The following is an 18,112-nucleotide window of genomic DNA, read 5'->3' as shown; positions in this document are numbered from 1 at the left end:
CCTCCCGGCAAACGATCATCAACAGCGCGAAGAAGACCAGGCCGCGCGATCGTAACATCGCCTCCTGTTCGCTGTCTGTCCAAAAAACAGCAATGGCGTCTTCGGGCTATTCAAAAAAGACTTGATCAATGATCTGCGATTAGACAACCCACGCCCTTGTCAGGGGCAAGAATCCCTGAATCTATGCGGTTATGGATCGCACTGATTTGCAGCGTCTGACGAAGGAAGAGTTGATCGATCTGGTGCTGCGGATGCAGCGGCCAGAGAAGACATCACGCACGTCGTCCAAGCCACCGTCGAGCGATCGCAAGGAGCGTCGGGACAGGCAAAGCCTGGCGGCGCCAAGGCGGGTCATGAAGGTCACAGCCGCGCCATGAGTGAGGATGCCGATCGCATCATCGATCATCATCCCGACCAATTCCGTTGCTGCTGCGCCAGCCTGTCAAGCGATCTTGCTGCCGAAACCGCCGGCCGGCTTTGTCGCAAACTCCAAAGTTTGACGAGTTAGCCCGGAAAATTCATGGGGGTTGGCGGATGTGGTGCAAGCCGTGGAAATGACGTAGGATTTGGTTGTCGAAGCCGATCCGAACCATTTCCCGGAGACCACACCCGCCATGAATGATCTTACGCTGCCGCTGGCCGGTTTGTCATCTGTCGGCGGCAAGTCCGTCATCGCCCGTTTCGACGGCGGCATGCTGTCGTCCAAGAGCGGCGTTCTGGCTCTGGCCGAGGTGGAGACGCGGCTGCGGGTGGCGGACCGTCTGGCGCGCTGCATCGATGACCCGCGCTGCCCGGACCAGATCGCCCACAGCCTGGCCGACATGATCGGCTTGCGCATGAAGATGATCGCCGCCGGCTACGAGGATGGCAACGACGCCAACCGGCTGCGCTCCGATGCTGCGACCGCGAGGCCATCGCCCATGTCGCGAGCACCGAGGGCATCAAGGGCGAAGACGTGCGCGACAACAACCCTACTATTATGGCGCCAGCAATTGAATATCTCGTTGGCGAGAACATTCTTCTATCTCTGGACATGCATACAGCAGCAAAGCGTGAATTCATCGAAGTGTTTGTCGATTCTATCCTGAAGCCAAGAGGGCTTTCTTACAAGATACAGTTTCCAGGGCCGACCGGTACAAACGCTAATGAAGCGGCACTGGCGCTGGCGCGAAAATATACCGGCCGCTCGAGCGTCATGGCATTCACGAATGCGTTCCACGGTATGTCGCTCGGCTCTCTGGCGGTATCGGGTTCGGCGTCAACCAGGGAGCTGGGCGGCGTTGCTCGCCACGACGTGATCCGTGTTCCCTATGACGGCTAGGCATTCGTCACGGAACCGGCCGTTGAAGCTCTCCACGAAGCCGTTCTGCATCGGCTTGCCGGGCGCGATGTAATGCCATTCGACGCCGCTCTCCTGGCACCATTTGAGGATGGCCATCGAGGTCAGTTCGGTGCCGTTGTCGGAGACGATCGTGCAAGGCTTGCCGCGACGGGCGATGACAGCGTCCAGTTCCCGGGCCACACGGGCGCCTGACAGCGACGTGTCAGCGACCAGCGCCAGGCATTTCCGATCATGTCATACCAGTGATCCACGGGAATTTGACTTGTGACGATGGTGGAACGCTTCTCATAGCGATCCTCGACGATTTCCAGGAGATCGCGGCGTTGTTCGTCGTTGAGCTTCTCAGGCCCCCAATCGTCCAAAATAAGCAAATCGCTTTTGGCCAGGCTCTTGAGCAGCTTCGCGTAACGGCCGTCTCCCCGGGCAAGGGCGAGCGTAGCGAAGAGGCGCGGCACACGGTGGTACGACCGAGAGGTCCTCGCGGCATGCCTTGTGGCCGAGCGCGCAGGCCAGCCAGCTCTTTCCGACGCCGGCCGGTCCGATCAGGAGCAGGCTATGGCGCTGTCTGATCCAGTCGCATGTCGTCAGCTTCATGAAGAGATTGCGATCGAGACCGCGGGCTGCCCGGAAATCGGCGTTCTCGATCTGGGCGTCATGACGGAGCCTGGCGGCTCGCGCTCTGGCCTCGAAGCGCTTCTGCCGGCGCGTCGTCGCCTCCCGTTCGAGCAGGAGGGCGAGCCATTCGCCGTGCTGGAGGGCTCTTGCCTCCGGCTGCGTTTCCAATTCCTGAAAAGCGCTTGCCATGCCGGAAAGACCGAGTTCGCGCAGCATGTCGATGGTGGGATTGATAAGCATCGTTGATTGTCTCCTTAATGAAAGTAGCCGGGGCCACGAAGATTGGCGTGCTCGCCGACGGCGGCAGGTTCGGCGGTGTGCCTGGACGCTTTGTGGGTTTTGATGAGGGCGGTGATGCTTTTGCAGTTCAGGCCACCGATCTCGAGCGCGCGGGCCGAAACGGCTTCGGCCTGCGCCGTCTCGATCACCTGGTAGAGCTTGAGAACGCCGAGGCATGTTCTGAAGCCCTGTTCCGGATGCGGGCGGCTGGCAAGGATGGCGATGATGAGCCCCTCGGTCTGTGGACCGATCGAGCGGCCCCAGCGCCGGAAGCGCTCAGGTTGCTGACCCAAAGGCACTATCCAGGCTTCAAAACTGTCCGGTTTTTAATCGGAATCGCGTCCGGTCAATTCTCGGAATCGCGTCCGGCTTTTAATCGGAATGCTGTCCGGTAAATCGTCGGAATCTGCAAAAGACGGCATCATCCGGCCGGGTGCTTGTGTAGCGAACGCTCGAGTGATCGACGAAAAGAGCCTTGCACGCCCGACGCTGGCTCACCCCATGCTGATCGCAGGCGTGGGCCACAGCGCATCGCTTGGCATCGGGCGTCACCATTTTTTTGCAGCGACATCCTTCAGGATGGCGTTGTCCAGCATCTGCTCGGCCAGCAACTTCTTCAGTTTGGCATTCTCTTCCTCCAGGGACTTCAGCCTGCGCGCATCAGAAACGTCCATGCCGCCAAACTTGGCCTTGTATTTGTAGAAGGTCGCTTCCGAGATCCCGTGTTTGCGGCAGACATCAGCGGTCTTCATTCCCGCCTCCTGCTCCTTCAAAATCGCGATGATCTGTTGTTCCGTGAACCGTGAACGCTTCATTCGTCCGTCTCCTCGATCAGACGGACTCTACCAAAAAACGGAGGAGATTCAGGGTCTCAGGTCAACGTCAAGTGTACGAAGCTTACAAAGCGGTCAAATCCAATCATGGCGCAGCCGGGGTGGACGGGCAATGGCACCGGCCAGCCGATCGCCTGCGCCTCCTCGATATACCGATAGAGCTTGGTGTTCGACTGGCAGCGTGCGGACTTCAGATGCATCCGACAAAGACCAAGATGTCTACTGCAAGGATCAACGGCGCAGAGAGGCGTAAGCGAAGCCGGCGATCCCCTGGAGAAGTTGAACGCCGTTGTGCCGTGGGAGGTTTTCCGCAAGCCTTTGGCCAAGGTGCTGAAGCGCTCGGACGGCGCCAGGGGCGGTCGTCCTGCCTACGACCCGGTGATGATGTTCAAGATCATGGTGCTGCAGGCGCTCTACGGGCTGTCCGACGACCAGGCCGAGTTCCAGATCCAGGACCGGCTGTCCTTCATGCGCTTCCTCGGACTGGGGCTCGGCGACAGAGTGCCAGACGCCAAGACGATTTGGCTGTTTCGCGAGCATCTGACGCAGGCCTGCGCGGTGGAGAACCTGTTTGCCCGCTTCGACAAGCACCTCGCCAAGGCCGGCTATCTGGCGATGGGCGGGCAGATCGTCGACGCCACCATCGTGGCGGCGCCGAAGCAGCGCAACACCGACGCCGAGAAGGCCGACATCAAGGCGGGCAAGGTGCCGGACGCATGGAAGGAGAAGCCGGCCAAGCTGCGCCAGAAGGATCGCGATGCCCGCTGGACAGTGAAGTTCTCCAAGGCCAAGGTCGCCGAGGAGGGAAAGGCGCAGCAGCGCGACATCGCCATTCCCGCTTTCGGCTACAAGATGGGGTGGTTGCCGCCCTCCCCAGACGGCATCGCGCGATGTGCCAAAATTGTGGTAGGTAAAAGCCACAGAGCGGAGAGGACGGCAGATGAAGGACATGATGATCGGGGTGGATCTGGCAAAGAATGTTTTCCAACTTCACGGGGCATCGATGACGGGTCAGGTGCTGTTTCGCAAGAAGTTGTCCAGGGGCCAGTTTCTTCGCTTCATGGAGAGCCTGCGAGCCGCTGTTGTTGTGATGGAGGCCTGCGGCAGCGCCCATCATTGGGCGCGGGAATTGGTGAAACTGGGCCATGATGTAAAGCTGATCGGACCGCAGTATGTCCGGCCCTTTGTGAAGCGCCAGAAGAATGATGCAGCTGACGCGGAGGCCATAGTCATCGCAGCGCAGCGACCAGAGATGCGGTTCGTGGAACCCAAGACGCCGAATCAACAAGCGAGAGCCATTCTGTTCAGAGCACGTGAGCGCATTGTCCATCAGCGGACGGAGCTGGTGAACGCGCTGCGCGCAGTGCTCTACGAATACGGACAGGTCGTCCCGCTTGGGATTGGTCACATCAAGCGCATCGAGGCGATTGTCGAAGATGCGGATAATGAACTGCCGGAACTTGTGCGGGAAGAGTGCCATGATCTTCTGGCGCAGATTGGTGAGAAAACACTGAGAATCGAAGACAAGACGAAGAAAATCACCGGGCTTTCTAAGCAAAGCGATACTGCGCGGCGGCTTCAGACAATGCCGGGTGTAGGCCCAATGATTTCTCTGGCCGTCGAGGCCTTCGCACCCGCCATGGAGAACTTCCGGTGCGGCCGTGATTTTGCGGCCTGGCTCGGACTTGTGCCACGACAGTTTTCGTCCGGTGGCGAGGAAAGGCTTGGCAAGGTGTTGAAGGCCGGGCAGGCCGACATCCGCAGGCTGCTGATCATCGGCGCGATGGCACGTGTGAACTGGGTGAGCCGCAAGCCCGCCGCACAGGGAGCATGGCTGTCCCGGATGCTGGCGAAGAAGCCGCGGATGCTGGTGGCGATTGCGCTGGCGAACAAGATGGCCCGAAAAATCTGGGCGATGCTGAAGCAGGAAGACTATCGAGATCCGGCATTGGTCGTGGCAGCGTGATTTGATGCTGACCACAAATATCCAAAGTCGGTAAGGAGGTGTGAGAAGTCGATGACCTGAATGGGCGCATGATCGAAACGATCCGGATAGGGAAAACCAGTATGGTTCTTCGAGCTGGAGAGCTCGGCTAAAAGATTTGGACCCGATCCGCAGATCACCATACCGGCCAGCGGCTTCTGAAAATGCCGCACATAAAAGGCCTGACAGAAGACCGCACTCGATCGCACATTCAAAAGGTCAGAAACTTCTTGCACAACGGGCGGCAACCACAGAAGAACCATGCCGCCATCGACCGCCGGCACGGCTTCATCCGCGGCTGGAACGTCACGAGCGCATCCGCCTATGACGGCGCGCAGCTTCGCAACGTGCTCAACCGCGCCAACACCGGGTCTACGGTCTGGGCCGACACCGCCTATCGCTCGAAGAAGAACGAGGAGTGGCTCGACCGGAACGGATATGTCTCCGAAATCCACCACAAGAAGCCGAAGGGCCGGCCTATGAGCGAAGCGACGTCGCGGGCCAACGGCCGGCGCTCAAAGACCCGAGCCTTCGTCGAGCATGTCTTCGCCCGTCAGAAGGCGCAGATGAAACTCTTCATCCGCACGATCGGCATCGCCCGCGCCAGGACCAAGATCGGCATGACGAACCTCGCCTACAATCTGATGCGCTACGTCTGGCACCAGGGGCGAACTGCGCCTGCAGGACGCCAAAAGCGGCGGAAAACGACGCCGCGACGCCAAACTCGGCACCCAGCATCAACCTCAACGACCAAAACCGAAGCCACTTCCCGCCATCAGCCCGGGCCGAACCGCTTTGCCGCCCCACAGGTCTCGGAAATGCCGTAGTTCGAGGTGCCCAGTTGCCGGTCGCCTCGGTCATCCGCAGCCCTCAGCCAAGCTCGTACAGCCGCAACATTGCCACCCCTCTTAGATGCTTCAGGCTGACGCGGTGGCCTGCATCCTTTGCTATGATGCAGGATGCGCTGAGATATGGGTCATCGATCTCTCCTCGTTTGACACGAGGGGGTCAGTTCTAGGCTTCGTTAGGGGTCAGTTTCTCATTTCGCCCGACGAACTTGAAACGCGCAACGCTGTACCGGCCGTCGACACTGACGGGCACCTCGCCCTCGATGGTCGCGCGACGAACGACTCGGCGCTGGTCACCGAAATCCTTGGTCGCACAATGCATCGTCGCTCGGTTGTCCCAGATAGCGACATCACCCTGCTTCCACTTCCAACGCACGGTGTTTTCCTGCGCGGTAATATGAGACTCAAATAGATCGAATAGCCTCAGGCTGTCATATTTCGAGACGCCAACAAATCCTTCTACATAAGAGCCTAGCACCAGTGTGCGCTCACCCGTCTCGGGGTGGACGCGTACCACGGGATGCTCGGTCTCGATCCTCGTTCCAGTAATGGCCTCGGCATAACGCCTATAATGAGCTCCGGGCCAGCTGTGAACAGCCCAGAGGTCATCCGCAAGCCGTTGCAGCGGCAGCGGCAAATCGAGATATGCGGTCGCCGTGTTTGACCACACCGTGTCACCGCCGGCTTGTGGGATCACTACGCCTCGCAGCACCGAGATCTTGGGATAGGCATCCATGCAGGACCAATCGATGTGCCAAATGTCGGCCCCGATATCTCTGCGTGAATCAATCTCGAAAATCGGCATCGTACCCTCCGGATATGGCGACGGCTTCCCGAAACGAAGAGCAAAGCGCTCCTGCTCGGCGTCGTCGAGATGACCCTGGTCGCGGAAGAAGATGACCTTGTGCTCAAGCACCAGGCCGTTTATCGCAGCGATAGCCTGGTCCGGCAAATCGGCCCACAGCTTGATGTTCCTGATTTCAGCCCCGATGCGCGCTGTACATTTAACCACATCGGTACGTGGAATGAAATTATTGATCAAGTCCATTTCACTCATAGTAGTACTCCTTTTTCGATGCAAAGCTATTCAACTGCGACAACAAAGCCTTAGTGTCACCGTTACAGATCGAGTCCAACGTACAATTCTTCTATCGCGGGTCGGGAGCTCGTGATCGTCTTACAGAATGTTAATCTGGGCTCCGAACAATGGTCCAACATTCTCGATCTGTGACACTCTTCCAATGCGGCACAACAAGTCTCCGACTGCCCTAAGTCGCCGCAGGAATCGATCAATGGGACTACTTTTTTCTCCCAAGAAGCGCGCCAACCCGGCGCTTTTCAAGCACTTCCAAATTCTGTGTTCTATATCCTTTGATCGGGCATCACGGCCACGAACTCGATCGTTATGGCTTGGCAGACTGTTGTCTCCTGTTCGTGGTGGGTAGTATTACCGTGTCTCCATTTGCACCGCACCCTACCACTCCTAGTGGGTTGATCTCACGCGGGCGAGATCAGCGCGACGTCTCGGCTAATGTCATGGCGCTCAAACAGCCGATGCAGACTGGAACGGGTGAGACGTGGGATCGTGGCCTGGAGCGCGTAGAGGCAATCATCGTGCAGCAGCAGGTATGCCTGCGGAAGGCGACGACCAGCGCTTCCTCTTCCTTTGAGAGCCACGGACCCATCGGCGTGTCGGTGACGAAGGCGCGCTTCTTCCACTTCGTCACCGTCTTGGGGTTCATGCCGTAGCGTTACCTCAATTCCTGGATGGAAGCTTTCGATCGCTGTATCGCAGCTCGGACCGGGTTATATCATCTCCTGGGCTGGCCTGTGTCTGCGCTACGACGAGAGCGCCGACAAGCGTCGCTCACGGTGCGATCGAAGAAGTGGTCGAGCCTCAGAGCACGGGGCATGAACATCGCCAGGCGGCGCGGCATGGCACGAGCCCGGGTCGCGGTCGCCCGCAAACTGGCCGTCATTCTGCATCGCATGTGAGCCGATGCGACCGAGTTCTGCTTCGGAAAGGAGCCTGTTCACCTGGCTTCAGGGTCGGGACAAGAACCTGCTCGACATAGGCGAGGAAGACGGCGCCGTTCATGGCGCCATCATAGACGAACGGCGCGGTCATGCCGGTAAGGCGCAGCGCCCCGGTGAAGGTGGTGGTCTTCCAGTGGCCATGAGGCACGCCGGCCCGACAGCGCTCGCCGCGTGGCGCACGGCCTCGCAGCCGCGCCATCTTGGTCGACAGGCCGGGGTGAGTAGGCCGGAGGGATTTCACCTGCCGGCCTCTCGCAGAACGGTGCGTGAACCTCTCGATTCACACCGCTCCCATCGTCGCGCACTATAACCACCAGCGTTATCACGAGAGAATGAACAACGTGACCCCTGCCGACGCCTACTTCGGCAGGGCTCCAGCCATCATCCGACAGCGCGAAAGGACTAAGCGACAGACCATCGAGCATCGGCGCTTGCAACACCGCAAGCTCGCCGCATAACATCAACTCCCAGACGAGGCTCGCACTCCGCTAATCTATCCCGCAAGTTGTGCCGAATGTTCTGACGACGGACAGTCACGTAGGCCGACCTCCATCATGGCAACGAGTTACCGTCACAGGAGCTTGTCTCCCAGACGCGTTAAGATGCATCTCGCTCCTAGATGACGCTATATGAAAACTGAATTTGACGAAAACTCCCGTGCCGCCAATCATCTGATTGCGAGGCTTGAGCCCAGCCGCATGAAATCGTGGTCGAGCCGACGTTAGCTTTCTGAAGTCGGAAAGTCAGGTCCACTAAAAAGGGGAATTAAAATGCGCTCTTGGATAAATCGCAGACGTTTCATGCAAGCGACGTCGTCTGCTATCGCAGTCGGCGCACTGTCCTCCATCGTTCGTCCGGCTTCGGCACAATCACCGGGTGAGTTAAGGGTGACTGTGGGGGGCGGCGATGTGGGGAAAGCCACCATCGAGGCCTTCGTCAAGCCATTCGAAGCCGAGACAGGTATCAAGGTAACTCCGATCACCGACGATTCAAACGTGACTGCAATTGAGTTGATGGTGAAATCGGGCAACGTTACGCTTGATGTCTGCGCCGTAGGGCAGGGCACTGCCCTTACCTTGGATCGAAAAGGCCTTCTGGAGAAGATCGATTATTCGATATACAAGAAGGAGGAGTTAGACGGTCTTTATGATTTCGCCAAGAAACCATTCGGCGTGTCATGGCCGGTTTATTCGTACAATATGGTCTACAATACCGAATCGTTTCCAGCGGGCAAGCCTCGGCCCAAAACGTGGGCGGAGTTCTGGGATGTCAAAAAGTTTCCAGGCGTCCGAACGCTGGTTTCAGGGGAGGGCGGATCGGAAGGACCTTGGGAGGAAGCCCTGCTGGCTGACGGCGTACCCGCCGATAAACTCTACCCGTTGGACATCGATCGCGTCTTCAGAAGTCTTGATAAGATTAAGCCGCATATCCGAAAGTGGTGGAGCTCGGGCTCCGAGATCCAGCAAATGTTGGCCGATAAGGCGATTGATGTCGGTCAATCATATGATGGGCGAGCGCTTCTTCTAGTTGACCAAGGTGCACCCATTGAAATCAATCGGAATCAGGCAAAACTACAGTGGGACTTCTTCGTAATTCCTAAGGGAGGCCCTAACGTACAGAATGCCCAGAAGTTTGTCGAATTCATCAGTCGAGCTGACCGCCAAGCGGCGTTTCTTAAAACATTCGTAGTAGGTCCAACCAACCGCAACGCTGTTAAGTTGATTTCTGATGAAATCGCCCGCAAACTTCCTACGTATCCTGACTACATGCAAAGCAGCGTTTTGATGAATTCAGAGTGGTATAATGATGTCGGATCGGACGGCTTGACGAACACAGAACGGCTGATTCAGCGCTGGAATGAATGGATTCTTCAATAAATCGTGATTTCACTGGCCGCCGGGCCTACGGTCATGTGGCCCGGCGACGTGCGAGAGCTGATCTAACCAAGATCTACACCGGGTTGCCTGCGGGGTTGCGCAGTTTGGCGCCGAAGATCTGGATTGGCTTCGGGCTGGCGCTTTAGTCTTCTGAGAGACGAGCGCCAACAGCTACGATTTAAGTGATGCGGTCCGTAAATAGCCGGGTCGTGCGGAGGGAGCAACATTGAAAATGAATGTAAATACCTCCGTCTCGGTTTCGGAGGTCGACGCGTTGCAGAGTGGCCCCGTTTATGCGCAAATCGAATTCCGCAACGTCACTAAGACCTACGGCAAGGTGACTGCGGTCGAAGATCTGTCATTAACAGTTAGTCGTGGGGAGTTCTTGACCATTCTAGGTCCGAGCGGTTCGGGTAAAACTACTACCCTGATGCTGCTGGCTGGCTTTGAAGCCCCGACTGCGGGTGATATCTTTATCGCCGGGCGTTCCGTCGCCGCAGTGCCCTCCTATCGGCGAGACCAAGGAATCGTTTTCCAGAACTATGCGCTGTTCCCGCATCTCACGGTGATACGGAACTTGGAGTTCCCGCTCCAAATGCGTGGCATAAACGCTGCTGAGAGGACAAGAAGGGTCCGGCGCATGCTGGAGCGCGTGCACCTTTCTGATCTTGGCGGCCGAATGCCGTCGCAATTAAGCGGCGGCCAGCAGCAGCGGGTGGCACTTGCCCGCGCCATGATTGCAGACCCGCCCTTTCTCTTGCTGGACGAACCGCTGGGCGCCCTCGATCGTGGCCTCCGCGAGCAGATGCAGATTGAGATGAAGAGCCTGCACAAAGAGTTCGGCATCACTACGGTGTGCGTCACCCACGATCAGGAGGAGGCGCTCACCCTATCGGACCGCATCATCGTTATGCGCGCTGGGCGGATCGAGCAGGCCGACAGCCCGGAAGCCCTCTATGACCGGCCGGCAACATCCTTTGTTGCAAGATTCCTGGGCGAGGCGAATATGCTCGAAAATCCGGACTTCCAGTTTAAATCCGATACACCGCAAGCGTCCGGCACAGTGGCTATGATCAGGCCCGAACGTATATGTATTCTCGCTCTTGATGCCCAGAAGCGCGGCGATGCAGACCAGCGCCAGTCCGTCAATGGCACCGTCGAGGATATGATCTATGCCGGCCCCTTGCGGAAATACCATGTGCGCGTCGGGAATAGCTTTTTCATCGTGCGTGAACATGTCGCCTCAGGGCAGCAAATCTTTCGACCTGGCGACGAAGTGTGCCTCGACTGGCTGCGATCCGACGTTCGATTCGTCGCAGTGTAAGGTCCAAGAGCGTAGAGATGATGAAACTATTTCAAAAGTTGGGCCGGATGCCAATTGGGCTCACCATACCGGCCTTCGCCATCCTGCTCGTAGTATTCGGAATACCGATCGTCCTGCTTTTCCTAGCCAGCATCAATGCGCCAGCCTTTTCAGCAACCAACTATCTGGGGTTTTTTGCCCAGACGGCCAACGTTCGCGTGCTCTTCCAGACCATTGAAGTAAGCGTCGTTGCCACCTCTATCTGCCTCATCGTTGGCTATCCCACGGCCTATCTGATCGTGGCGGCCTCGAAGAGCGTGCGCATAACCCTCATTGCACTCGTCATCATTCCTTATCTTACTAGTGGGCTGGCTCGTACATATGCATGGATTGTGATCCTCGGCGATCGCGGCGTGATCAACAATCTGTTGCTCCAACTCGGGGTGATCCACAGTCCCCTGCAGCTCATCTACAACACCATGGCCGTCTATATCGGCATGGTGCACATCATGCTGCCGGTGATGATCCTGCCTCTGGTCAGCGCCATGATGGGCATAGACAGGTCGCTGACTGCGGCCGCGCGCAGTATGGGAGCGCGGCCGCTCACAGCCTTTTGGCGGGTGTTCTTCCCGCTTAGCTTACCAGGCGTGCGCGCTGGCTCACTGCTGGTCTTCGTGTTCTGTCTGGGGTTCTACATAACGCCAGCTGCTCTCGGCGGGTTGCGGGACGCGATGCTCTCTACGTTTATCGCAGCGCAAGTCAAAAACTCTTTCGATATCTCACGAATCGCCACCTCAGCCTTCATCCTCCTTGCCATCGCTGTCGCAGTGCTTTTCCTGCTGGGGCTCGACCTAGCGAGCGCCCAAGGACGCACGGCAACAACAGCGTGGAAGTCTTGGGTTGTGCGGATAAGCAAATTAGACATGCTGAAACGCTATTTCAGTAGGTTTTCCGATTCCTATCGGGCGAAGCTTTGGACGACCCAGCTCTACCAGGCAGGCGATGATAGCCGTTTGTCCAATATCGTCGGCACGATGTTCGTTTTGCTCGTCATGGTCTACCTTCATTCCCCTGGTCTCATCGTTATTATCATGTCGTTTAGTTCCGGGACCTTTCTGGAATTCCCGCCGTCGAGCATTTCGCTGCAATGGTACCAAACCTTCTTCGGTGATCCGTCCTGGAGAGGCGCTGCTTGGACCAGCATCCAGATCGGCGTAGCCGTGGCTATACTGTCGACTATCGTCGGGACGCTCGCGGCCTATGGCCTCAACCGCACCCACCCCCGTCTACGCAGCTTTCTGACAATGACGATCCTCACGCCGGTGACCATTCCCGTCATTGTCGTCGCCATCGCTTCCTATTACGGGCTGGTCAATCTCGGACTGATAGGCTCGAGAACTGGGATCGTCTTGGCCCAGAGCACTGGGGCCACTGGCATTGTCGTTGTGATTGTATCAGCAACGCTGGCGAATTTTGACCGAACACTAGAGAGGGCGGCCAAAAGCATGAGGGCGGGTCCGCTGCAGACTTTTTGGCGGGTAACGCTTCCGTTGATTCGGCCGGGGGTTATCGGCGGCGCTGTGTTCGCGTTCCTGCACTCCTTCGACGAGGTTGTTATAACAAATCTGGTCAGCGGATATTCGATCCGTACTCTCCCACTGAAAATGTGGGAGAACATACGCAACCAAATCGATCCCACGATCGCCGCGGTGTCGTCCCTACTAATGCTTGTGCCCGTGCTTTGGCTAATTATCCTTTATCTAACCTGGTGGCGGTCTCGGCTGCGGGATCACCGCTCTCGCCCGGAACTTGAGACCTGAACTGCCGCCAACGGGAATTGTCAGCCGGAGGCGCCGGGCACCTGGCGATAAGCCTATTCTCCTGATCACAGAGATTCGAGTAACATGGCGAGCCTTAGTGACTCTGAACGCCTGCGGATGCTGCAACCTCCCTCGGGTCGGGTGCGCTGCGTTCTTGATACCGACACCTACAACGAAATCGACGATCAGTTCGCCATCGTGCAGATGTTGCTATCATCTGACCGTCTGGACCTGCAGGCAATTTATGCCGCACCCTTTTTTCTCGCACCATTTTTCCCTACCGATGACCGCTCGGAAAGCCCAGGCCATGGTATGGAGTTGAGCCACGAGGAGATCTTCCGGGTGCTGGGTCGGATGCAAGTTCGGCCAGAGGGGTTGGTTTTCAGAGGCGTTACGGACTACGTTGGTCCGGAGAAGACCGTTCGTGAAGCCCCAGCCGTAGATGACTTGATCGCGCGGGCGCGAGTAAGTTCTCGGGAAGACCCGCTATACGTAGTGGCAATCGCAGCGATCAGCAACGTCGCGTCGGCGCTTATCAAGGCACCAGACATCAGCGATAAGATCGTCGTTGTATGGCTGGCTGGCAATGCGTTGGAATGGCCGGACACCAACGAATTTAATCTTTGCCAGGATGTAGGGGGATCTCAGGTCATCCTTGATAGCGGCGTTGCGCTCGTGCTTCTTCCTTGCCTGGGTGTCGTTTCTCATCTTGTGAGTACCGTTCCGGAGATTGAGCGGCATGTAGAACCGTACGGTGACATTGGCCAATTTCTCGCCGAGAGTTTCAAGGAGTTGTCCGGCGGTCGCGTCGGCTGGTCGAAGCAACTTTGGGACATGGCGCCGGTTGCTTGGTTGCTCAATCCCGAATGGTGTGAAACTGTCGTGACCCATACGCCGATGCTCACCGATCAGTCGACATGGAGCGTGGACCGAACGCGGCATCTAATGCGCTACGCTTACCGAATCCATCGCGACCCAATTTTTAGAGATTTCTTCACAAAGCTGAAAGAAAAGTACAGTTAGAGCACTTCGCTCATCGTACAACGACGTGAAGTGACGATCGCCATCGTGGCTGATTTGACCCTCCTTGTGACCTGCCACTGAGTTTTTCCTCCATCTGAGATTAGAGTCCGGGCCTTGATCGAAGGACGGACTGATGAAGCGGAAGCGGTTCACGGAAGAGCAAATCATCACGGTGCTGCGCGAGCACGAGGCGGGTGCGAAAGCGGGCGATCTGGCCCGCAAGCACGGGGTCAGCGAGGCGACGCTGTATAACTGGAAGGCCAAGTATGGCGGGATGGACATCTCTGACGCCAAGCGCCTGAAGGCCCTGGAAGACGAGAACGCTAAGCTGAAGAAGCTGCTCGCCGACCAGATGCTGGAAGCCACGGCATTGCGCGAGCTTCTGTCAAAAAAATGGTAGGGCCCGCCGCCAAGCGCGAAGCCGTCGCGCATCTGCAGGCGTCGGGCCTGTTCCTTTGTGGGTAAGCGCGTAGCTGAAGCCGTTCAGGGGGTGGCGTCGCCTTAACTTGGGTTGGGCACGGGATGCCCCCCGATGTGGCCTCTTCACGCGGCTGTCGACAAAGCGATTTGCCTCCAGACCGCCATAGCGGCGGCTCGAATGTCGCGGTGATCGGCGGCGAGAGCGGAGCGTTTTGAAACCTCGGCATAAGCCGGGTCCTCGTCCCGCTCGAAGCCTCGGTGCTCTCGGCGTGGGGCATGCTCGGCATCGATCTGCGGAGCGAGATGATGCAGAGCCTGGATCAGGGCGGCGGCATGGATTTGGGCGCGCTGAACGCCGCATTCGATACGATGATCACCCAGGGCAAGGCACAGCTCGCCCAGGCCGGGGAGCGGGTGAGCTCCCAGACATCCGCCGACATGCGCTATGACGAGCAGGTGTTCGAGATCACGGTGCCGCTCGAAGGAGTCGATACCGGAAACGCCGATGCCGTGGCGTGGCCGAAGCCTTCCATCGGCGCCACGAGGCGCTGTTCACATATGCGTTGCGCGGGCAGGACTTCGTTCTCGTCAACGCCCGCGCCTCGATCATTGGCGCGCTCGCGCCGCTCAGCCGCCGCGCGCCGGAGAGGCGAGCCGGAGGCAAGAAGGCTCGCCGCAGAATCTTCCTCGGCCATGCCTGGGCCGAGGTCGCGGTCCATGTACGCCGTGGAGCTATGGCCGTCAGGTTTCTCACCCCACGTGAGCCCACAGCGGCCACAATTGCGGCCGCGCCGGCCGCACTCCAGCACGCCGCGCGGATCGGTGGTTGATTCAGGCGGCTGCTAGCAAGATCACAACGGCAAGCACAGGAGGCGAAGGGGAGTCGTATGCGCATGAGCTACGCCCTCACTCCTTGCGAAGTTCTCGAGCCAGATGCCGCTCATGCCGACAAATACCGCTAGGATTAGCCCTCCCGCAGATCTTTTTGCGGGGTAGCCGGCGGAGCCGACCCGACTGAGATCTGCCGGGCCGTTCGAAGGAGCGGCATCGATCGAAGGGCACGATGGTACAGCGCCACGCGTGACGTGCCCGTCGCAGCGCCCTTGTGAACATCGAGCAGCGGGTAGTTTCACCAAGCCAGGCGGCGGCCATCTAAGAGCGCGATGGTACCGCTCGGAACATTATATTGGCGTATTGAAGACAGTTCGGCGCATATTCAAGAAAAACGCACACCGGCGCCTGGTCGCCTTGCTACTCGAATAGGGATAAAAAATGAGCGAAGCACCACATCTTACGTTTGATCTCGACAGCCCTGGCGTAAGCACGGGGCACCTTGTTGTGCCCAAAGGCGCGGACTGCGACTCTCTTTCGCTCCCGGTCTTCAGCTGCAATAGAGGGGAGGGACCGAGCCTACTTATCACTGGCGGAAACCATGGCAATGAACTGCAAGGCCCGATTCTTGCTCGGCGACTTGTTGAATGGCTTCCCGAAGCGCAGAGGTGCGGCAGGATTATCATCGTACCGGAGATCAATCCACTTGCCGTGCAAGCCTGGACCCGCAACACGCCAATTGACGGTAAGAACCTCAACCGAGTGTTTCCGGGTCGATCGGATGGCTCGCTAAGTGAACGGATCGCAGATGCGATTTCGCGTCTATTGTTGCCTATGGTGGACACCGTACTCGATCTGCACAGTTTTGGGCCGACCTGGGATTGTGCACCGTCGATCATCTCACACCCTATTGCCAATATCGATCAGATGACGAAGACGGTCAGCATTTCGAAGGCATTCAAGTTGCCGGTGACGTTGCTCTGGGAGCACAACGAAACGGATGGAATGTTCGATACTTGCGTGCATAGACAGGGCAAGACATTCATTTGCACTGAATTTGGCGGCGGCGTAGTTAGCGCCGAAGCTCTCACCATGTACGAAGCTGGGGTTCGCAACGGGCTCATTGCGCTAGGGTTGGTCGCGGGCAAGGCCGAGTATCCAACGTTCCGTCAGCAGAAGTCCGGCCAAACACTGGAAACAACTGCCTCCGACCAGTTGAAATCGCCTTCGCCGGGCATCTTCGAACCGCGCTGCTCGGTGATGGATGAAGTGAAGCAGGGAGATGTGGTAGGCGTCCTACATCCGATGGGTTCGCTGTCCGCTGCTTCCATCGATATTCGCGCGCAATCGAAATCTATCGTGTTCGCCATCCGATCAGCAATGTATGTCCAAGGCAACGAAGAAGTGGCGATACTCGCGCGACCCTTAGCTCACTGAGGGTCGGATGTTCGTCGTCAACCACCCGGGAGATTAAGGGGGAAAACGGTAACATGCCGGGCGGTGTCGGGCGCAGCAGACCGGGGTGTTGTTCCACCCATGACGGGTCTTTGGCTCGAAAACATTGGCAGTCATTACGATCACCCAGTCGTTCGTCGTTACTGAGGATGGCTACGAGCCACTCACCAAAAGCCCCCGGGAGTTGATCGTTAAGGACTGACAAATGCGCGACGCGATACTGCAGGACGTCTCCGAAAGGTTTTCCGACACGTATTTTGAAGCGCGCCAGAAGTTCCTCGAGCTCGCCAAGTCTGTGAAATCATATAAATCGCCAGCCGGGGGGCCGGGTGGCGAGGAATTGTTCACCGATGTCGCTTGGTTCGGCAATCCAGACGCGTGTCATGTGGGCGTATTGATCTCGGCCGCACACGGCGTAGAGGGCTACTGCGGCTCGGCTGGGCAAGTGGACTGGATGCGAGGCGGCAATGTGAACTCGCTGGGGCCGGACCAGGCGATGTTGCTGATACATGCACTCGTCACCGAAGAGGGCTGTGACCTTAATCGCAACTTCGTGGACTTCTCGCAGCCTCTTCCAATTAATCCGGGGTATGACGATCTTGCCGATCATCTAGTCCCAGCACTGATAAGTGGTCCAATGCTTGAAGCCTCTGAGCGGGCTATTGACAAATTTCGTAAGAAGAATGGCGAAGTCGCCTTCCAAACCGCGCGAAAGGCTGGACAGTATAGTTATCCCCACGGCGTATTCTTCGGAGGCTTCCGTCCCAGCCATTCGCGTTTGACGCTAGAGAGCATTTCGGACGATTTCTCTCTAAAATCCCGGGATCAGGTGGTGATTGTCGACGCACATACCGGCCTGGGTCCCTTCGGATACGGCGAGCTCCAGACTGAGCAGCCCTCTGGGCTTGCTGGTTATGAACGTGCATTGGCAATGTTCGGCAGATCGGTAACCTCGCCTGATCTTGGGACCTCATCGTCAGTGCCGATACGGGGCTGCGTTGATGAGTTTTGGCAGCGGCTGCTAGGTGAGCGTCACATTTACGTCGCGCTTGAATTCGGTACGTTCGATCCGGAGAACGGTCGAAGGGTCCTGAGAGAGGATCATTGGTTAGCTCAGAATCCCGACGCTGACCCGGACCTTGCACGAGCCATCCGACTCCGTCTTCGCGAACACTACGATCCGAGGTCGGAGGATTGGCGCGAAATGATTCTTTGGCGCAGCCGTCAGGTGCATAGGCAGATGGTTGAGGGCCTCAGATCTTCAGGGTAGATGGCGGCTTGCCGAATAGCCAGACAAAGCAGGGGGCATTGCGGATGGTGACCTGAGACCCTGAATCTCCTCCAGTTTTTGGTAGAGTCCGTCTGATCGAGGAGACGGACGAATGAAGCGTTCACGGTTCACGGAACAACAGGTCATCGCGATTTTGAAGGAGCAGGAGGCGGGG

12 protein-coding genes and 11 pseudogenes are annotated in these 18,112 nt (G+C 57.8%); 16 read left to right on the top strand and 7 right to left on the bottom strand.

Translation table 11 applies throughout. From position 1 onward, the window contains the following. Positions 1-191: 191 nt before the first annotated feature. The 3 genes and pseudogenes from CKW40_RS40340 to CKW40_RS40330 form a co-directional block, all read left to right on the top strand. Positions 192-463 (top strand): annotated as a pseudogene (locus CKW40_RS40340) (IS66 family transposase); the annotation flags it as partial. Between the two features lie 151 nt (positions 464-614). Beyond that, positions 615-1,088 (top strand): transposase, encoded by a 474-nt coding sequence (locus tag CKW40_RS45090; protein ID WP_244571502.1) that lies wholly within the window; start codon positions 615-617, stop codon positions 1,086-1,088. Next, positions 980-1,321: an aminotransferase class III-fold pyridoxal phosphate-dependent enzyme gene (locus CKW40_RS40330; protein ID WP_342202974.1), complete on the top strand. Its 342-nt coding sequence runs from the start codon at positions 980-982 to the stop codon at positions 1,319-1,321. Before CKW40_RS45090 ends, CKW40_RS40330 begins: the two co-directional genes overlap by 109 nt. On the opposite strand, the pseudogene CKW40_RS40325 reads toward CKW40_RS40330, so the two are convergent. The 4 genes and pseudogenes from CKW40_RS40325 to CKW40_RS40310 form a co-directional block, all read right to left on the bottom strand. Continuing rightward, a pseudogene (locus tag CKW40_RS40325) lies at positions 1,319-1,570 on the bottom strand (integrase core domain-containing protein); the annotation flags it as partial. The gene CKW40_RS40330 and the pseudogene CKW40_RS40325 overlap by 3 nt on opposite strands. 50 nt (positions 1,571-1,620) lie before the next feature. Then, positions 1,621-2,146, bottom strand: a pseudogene (locus tag CKW40_RS40320) (ATP-binding protein); the annotation flags it as partial. A gap of 65 nt (positions 2,147-2,211) precedes the next feature. Then, entirely contained in the window at positions 2,212-2,529 is a 318-nt protein-coding gene (locus CKW40_RS40315) for a hypothetical protein (RefSeq protein WP_198421190.1), read from the bottom strand. Between the two features lie 124 nt (positions 2,530-2,653). Beyond that, a pseudogene (locus CKW40_RS40310) lies at positions 2,654-3,051 on the bottom strand (transposase); the annotation flags it as partial. Positions 3,052-3,291: 240 nt separating this feature from the next. On the opposite strand from CKW40_RS40310, the pseudogene CKW40_RS40305 reads away from it, so the two are divergent. The 3 genes and pseudogenes from CKW40_RS40305 to CKW40_RS40295 form a co-directional block, all read left to right on the top strand. Then, positions 3,292-3,921 (top strand): annotated as a pseudogene (locus tag CKW40_RS40305) (IS5 family transposase); the annotation flags it as partial. Between the two features lie 88 nt (positions 3,922-4,009). Beyond that, positions 4,010-5,035, top strand: coding sequence for an IS110 family RNA-guided transposase (locus CKW40_RS40300; RefSeq protein WP_095205150.1), 1,026 nt, complete (start codon positions 4,010-4,012; stop codon positions 5,033-5,035). Positions 5,036-5,307: 272 nt separating this feature from the next. Further along, positions 5,308-5,709, top strand: a pseudogene (locus CKW40_RS40295) (transposase); the annotation flags it as partial. Between the two features lie 358 nt (positions 5,710-6,067). Here CKW40_RS40295 and CKW40_RS40290 read toward each other — a convergent pair. Together CKW40_RS40290 and CKW40_RS45085 are read right to left on the bottom strand one after the other, a co-directional pair. Then, positions 6,068-6,958 carry a TauD/TfdA dioxygenase family protein gene (locus tag CKW40_RS40290; protein WP_095205149.1) on the bottom strand — a complete coding sequence of 297 codons (891 nt, stop codon included), beginning with the start codon at positions 6,956-6,958 and terminating at the stop codon, positions 6,068-6,070. Positions 6,959-7,425: 467 nt separating this feature from the next. After that, positions 7,426-7,691: pseudogene (locus tag CKW40_RS45085) on the bottom strand (IS481 family transposase); the annotation flags it as partial. A 73-nt stretch (positions 7,692-7,764) separates the two neighbouring features. On the opposite strand from CKW40_RS45085, the pseudogene CKW40_RS40280 reads away from it, so the two are divergent. Next, positions 7,765-7,893 (top strand): annotated as a pseudogene (locus CKW40_RS40280) (IS110 family transposase); the annotation flags it as partial. Between the two features lie 40 nt (positions 7,894-7,933). Here the strand turns inward: CKW40_RS40280 and CKW40_RS40275 are convergent. Beyond that, positions 7,934-8,152, bottom strand: a pseudogene (locus CKW40_RS40275) (transposase); the annotation flags it as partial. A gap of 82 nt (positions 8,153-8,234) precedes the next feature. Here CKW40_RS40275 and CKW40_RS46150 point away from each other — a divergent pair. The 9 genes and pseudogenes from CKW40_RS46150 to CKW40_RS40230 form a co-directional block, all read left to right on the top strand. After that, a pseudogene (locus CKW40_RS46150) lies at positions 8,235-8,396 on the top strand (IS3 family transposase); the annotation flags it as partial. Positions 8,397-8,738: 342 nt separating this feature from the next. Further along, entirely contained in the window at positions 8,739-9,815 is a 1,077-nt protein-coding gene (locus CKW40_RS40265; RefSeq protein WP_342202973.1) for an ABC transporter substrate-binding protein, read from the top strand. A gap of 232 nt (positions 9,816-10,047) precedes the next feature. Then, entirely contained in the window at positions 10,048-11,139 is a 1,092-nt protein-coding gene (locus CKW40_RS40260; protein ID WP_095205146.1) for an ABC transporter ATP-binding protein, read from the top strand. 20 nt (positions 11,140-11,159) lie between these two features. Then, entirely contained in the window at positions 11,160-12,938 is a 1,779-nt protein-coding gene (locus CKW40_RS40255) for an ABC transporter permease subunit (protein WP_095205151.1), read from the top strand. Positions 12,939-13,022: 84 nt separating this feature from the next. Then, complete coding sequence (locus CKW40_RS40250; RefSeq protein ID WP_095205145.1) at positions 13,023-13,961, top strand: nucleoside hydrolase; 939 nt, start codon at positions 13,023-13,025, stop codon at positions 13,959-13,961. 133 nt (positions 13,962-14,094) lie between these two features. Beyond that, positions 14,095-14,402, top strand: a pseudogene (locus tag CKW40_RS40245) (transposase); the annotation flags it as partial. Between the two features lie 255 nt (positions 14,403-14,657). Then, complete coding sequence (locus tag CKW40_RS43460; protein ID WP_143748497.1) at positions 14,658-15,227, top strand: hypothetical protein; 570 nt, start codon at positions 14,658-14,660, stop codon at positions 15,225-15,227. A gap of 426 nt (positions 15,228-15,653) precedes the next feature. Further along, the gene (locus CKW40_RS40235) at positions 15,654-16,649 is read left to right on the top strand and encodes a succinylglutamate desuccinylase/aspartoacylase family protein (protein WP_095205143.1); all 996 of its coding nucleotides are present in this window, start codon (positions 15,654-15,656) and stop codon (positions 16,647-16,649) included. A 223-nt stretch (positions 16,650-16,872) separates the two neighbouring features. Further along, positions 16,873-17,937 (top strand): DUF2817 domain-containing protein, encoded by a 1,065-nt coding sequence (locus CKW40_RS40230; protein ID WP_095205142.1) that lies wholly within the window; start codon positions 16,873-16,875, stop codon positions 17,935-17,937. Positions 17,938-18,112 lie beyond the last annotated feature (175 nt).

Origin of the sequence: Mesorhizobium carmichaelinearum (assembly GCF_900199455.1) — a bacterium.
GTDB classification, from domain to species: Bacteria; Pseudomonadota; Alphaproteobacteria; order Rhizobiales; family Rhizobiaceae; genus Mesorhizobium; species Mesorhizobium carmichaelinearum.
The sequence above is the reverse complement of the archived record's forward strand: the minus strand, read 5'-3'. Positions and strand labels throughout refer to the sequence as shown.

What these genes read in the sequence shown, in the direction of transcription:
- CKW40_RS40265 (WP_342202973.1), top strand. Translation starts at nt 8,739, where the DNA reads ATGCAAGCGACGTCGTCTGCTATCGCAGTCGGCGCACTGTCCTCCATC.
- CKW40_RS40230 (WP_095205142.1), top strand. Translation starts at nt 16,873, where the DNA reads ATGCGCGACGCGATACTGCAGGACGTCTCCGAAAGGTTTTCCGACACG.
- CKW40_RS40260 (WP_095205146.1), top strand. Translation starts at nt 10,048, where the DNA reads ATGAATGTAAATACCTCCGTCTCGGTTTCGGAGGTCGACGCGTTGCAG.
- CKW40_RS45090 (WP_244571502.1), top strand. Translation starts at nt 615, where the DNA reads ATGAATGATCTTACGCTGCCGCTGGCCGGTTTGTCATCTGTCGGCGGC.
- CKW40_RS43460 (WP_143748497.1), top strand. Translation starts at nt 14,658, where the DNA reads ATGCTCGGCATCGATCTGCGGAGCGAGATGATGCAGAGCCTGGATCAG.
- CKW40_RS40250 (WP_095205145.1), top strand. Translation starts at nt 13,023, where the DNA reads ATGGCGAGCCTTAGTGACTCTGAACGCCTGCGGATGCTGCAACCTCCC.
- CKW40_RS40300 (WP_095205150.1), top strand. Translation starts at nt 4,010, where the DNA reads ATGAAGGACATGATGATCGGGGTGGATCTGGCAAAGAATGTTTTCCAA.
- CKW40_RS40330 (WP_342202974.1), top strand. Translation starts at nt 980, where the DNA reads ATGGCGCCAGCAATTGAATATCTCGTTGGCGAGAACATTCTTCTATCT.
- CKW40_RS40255 (WP_095205151.1), top strand. Translation starts at nt 11,160, where the DNA reads ATGAAACTATTTCAAAAGTTGGGCCGGATGCCAATTGGGCTCACCATA.
- CKW40_RS40290 (WP_095205149.1), bottom strand. Translation starts at nt 6,958, where the DNA reads ATGAGTGAAATGGACTTGATCAATAATTTCATTCCACGTACCGATGTG.
- CKW40_RS40235 (WP_095205143.1), top strand. Translation starts at nt 15,654, where the DNA reads ATGAGCGAAGCACCACATCTTACGTTTGATCTCGACAGCCCTGGCGTA.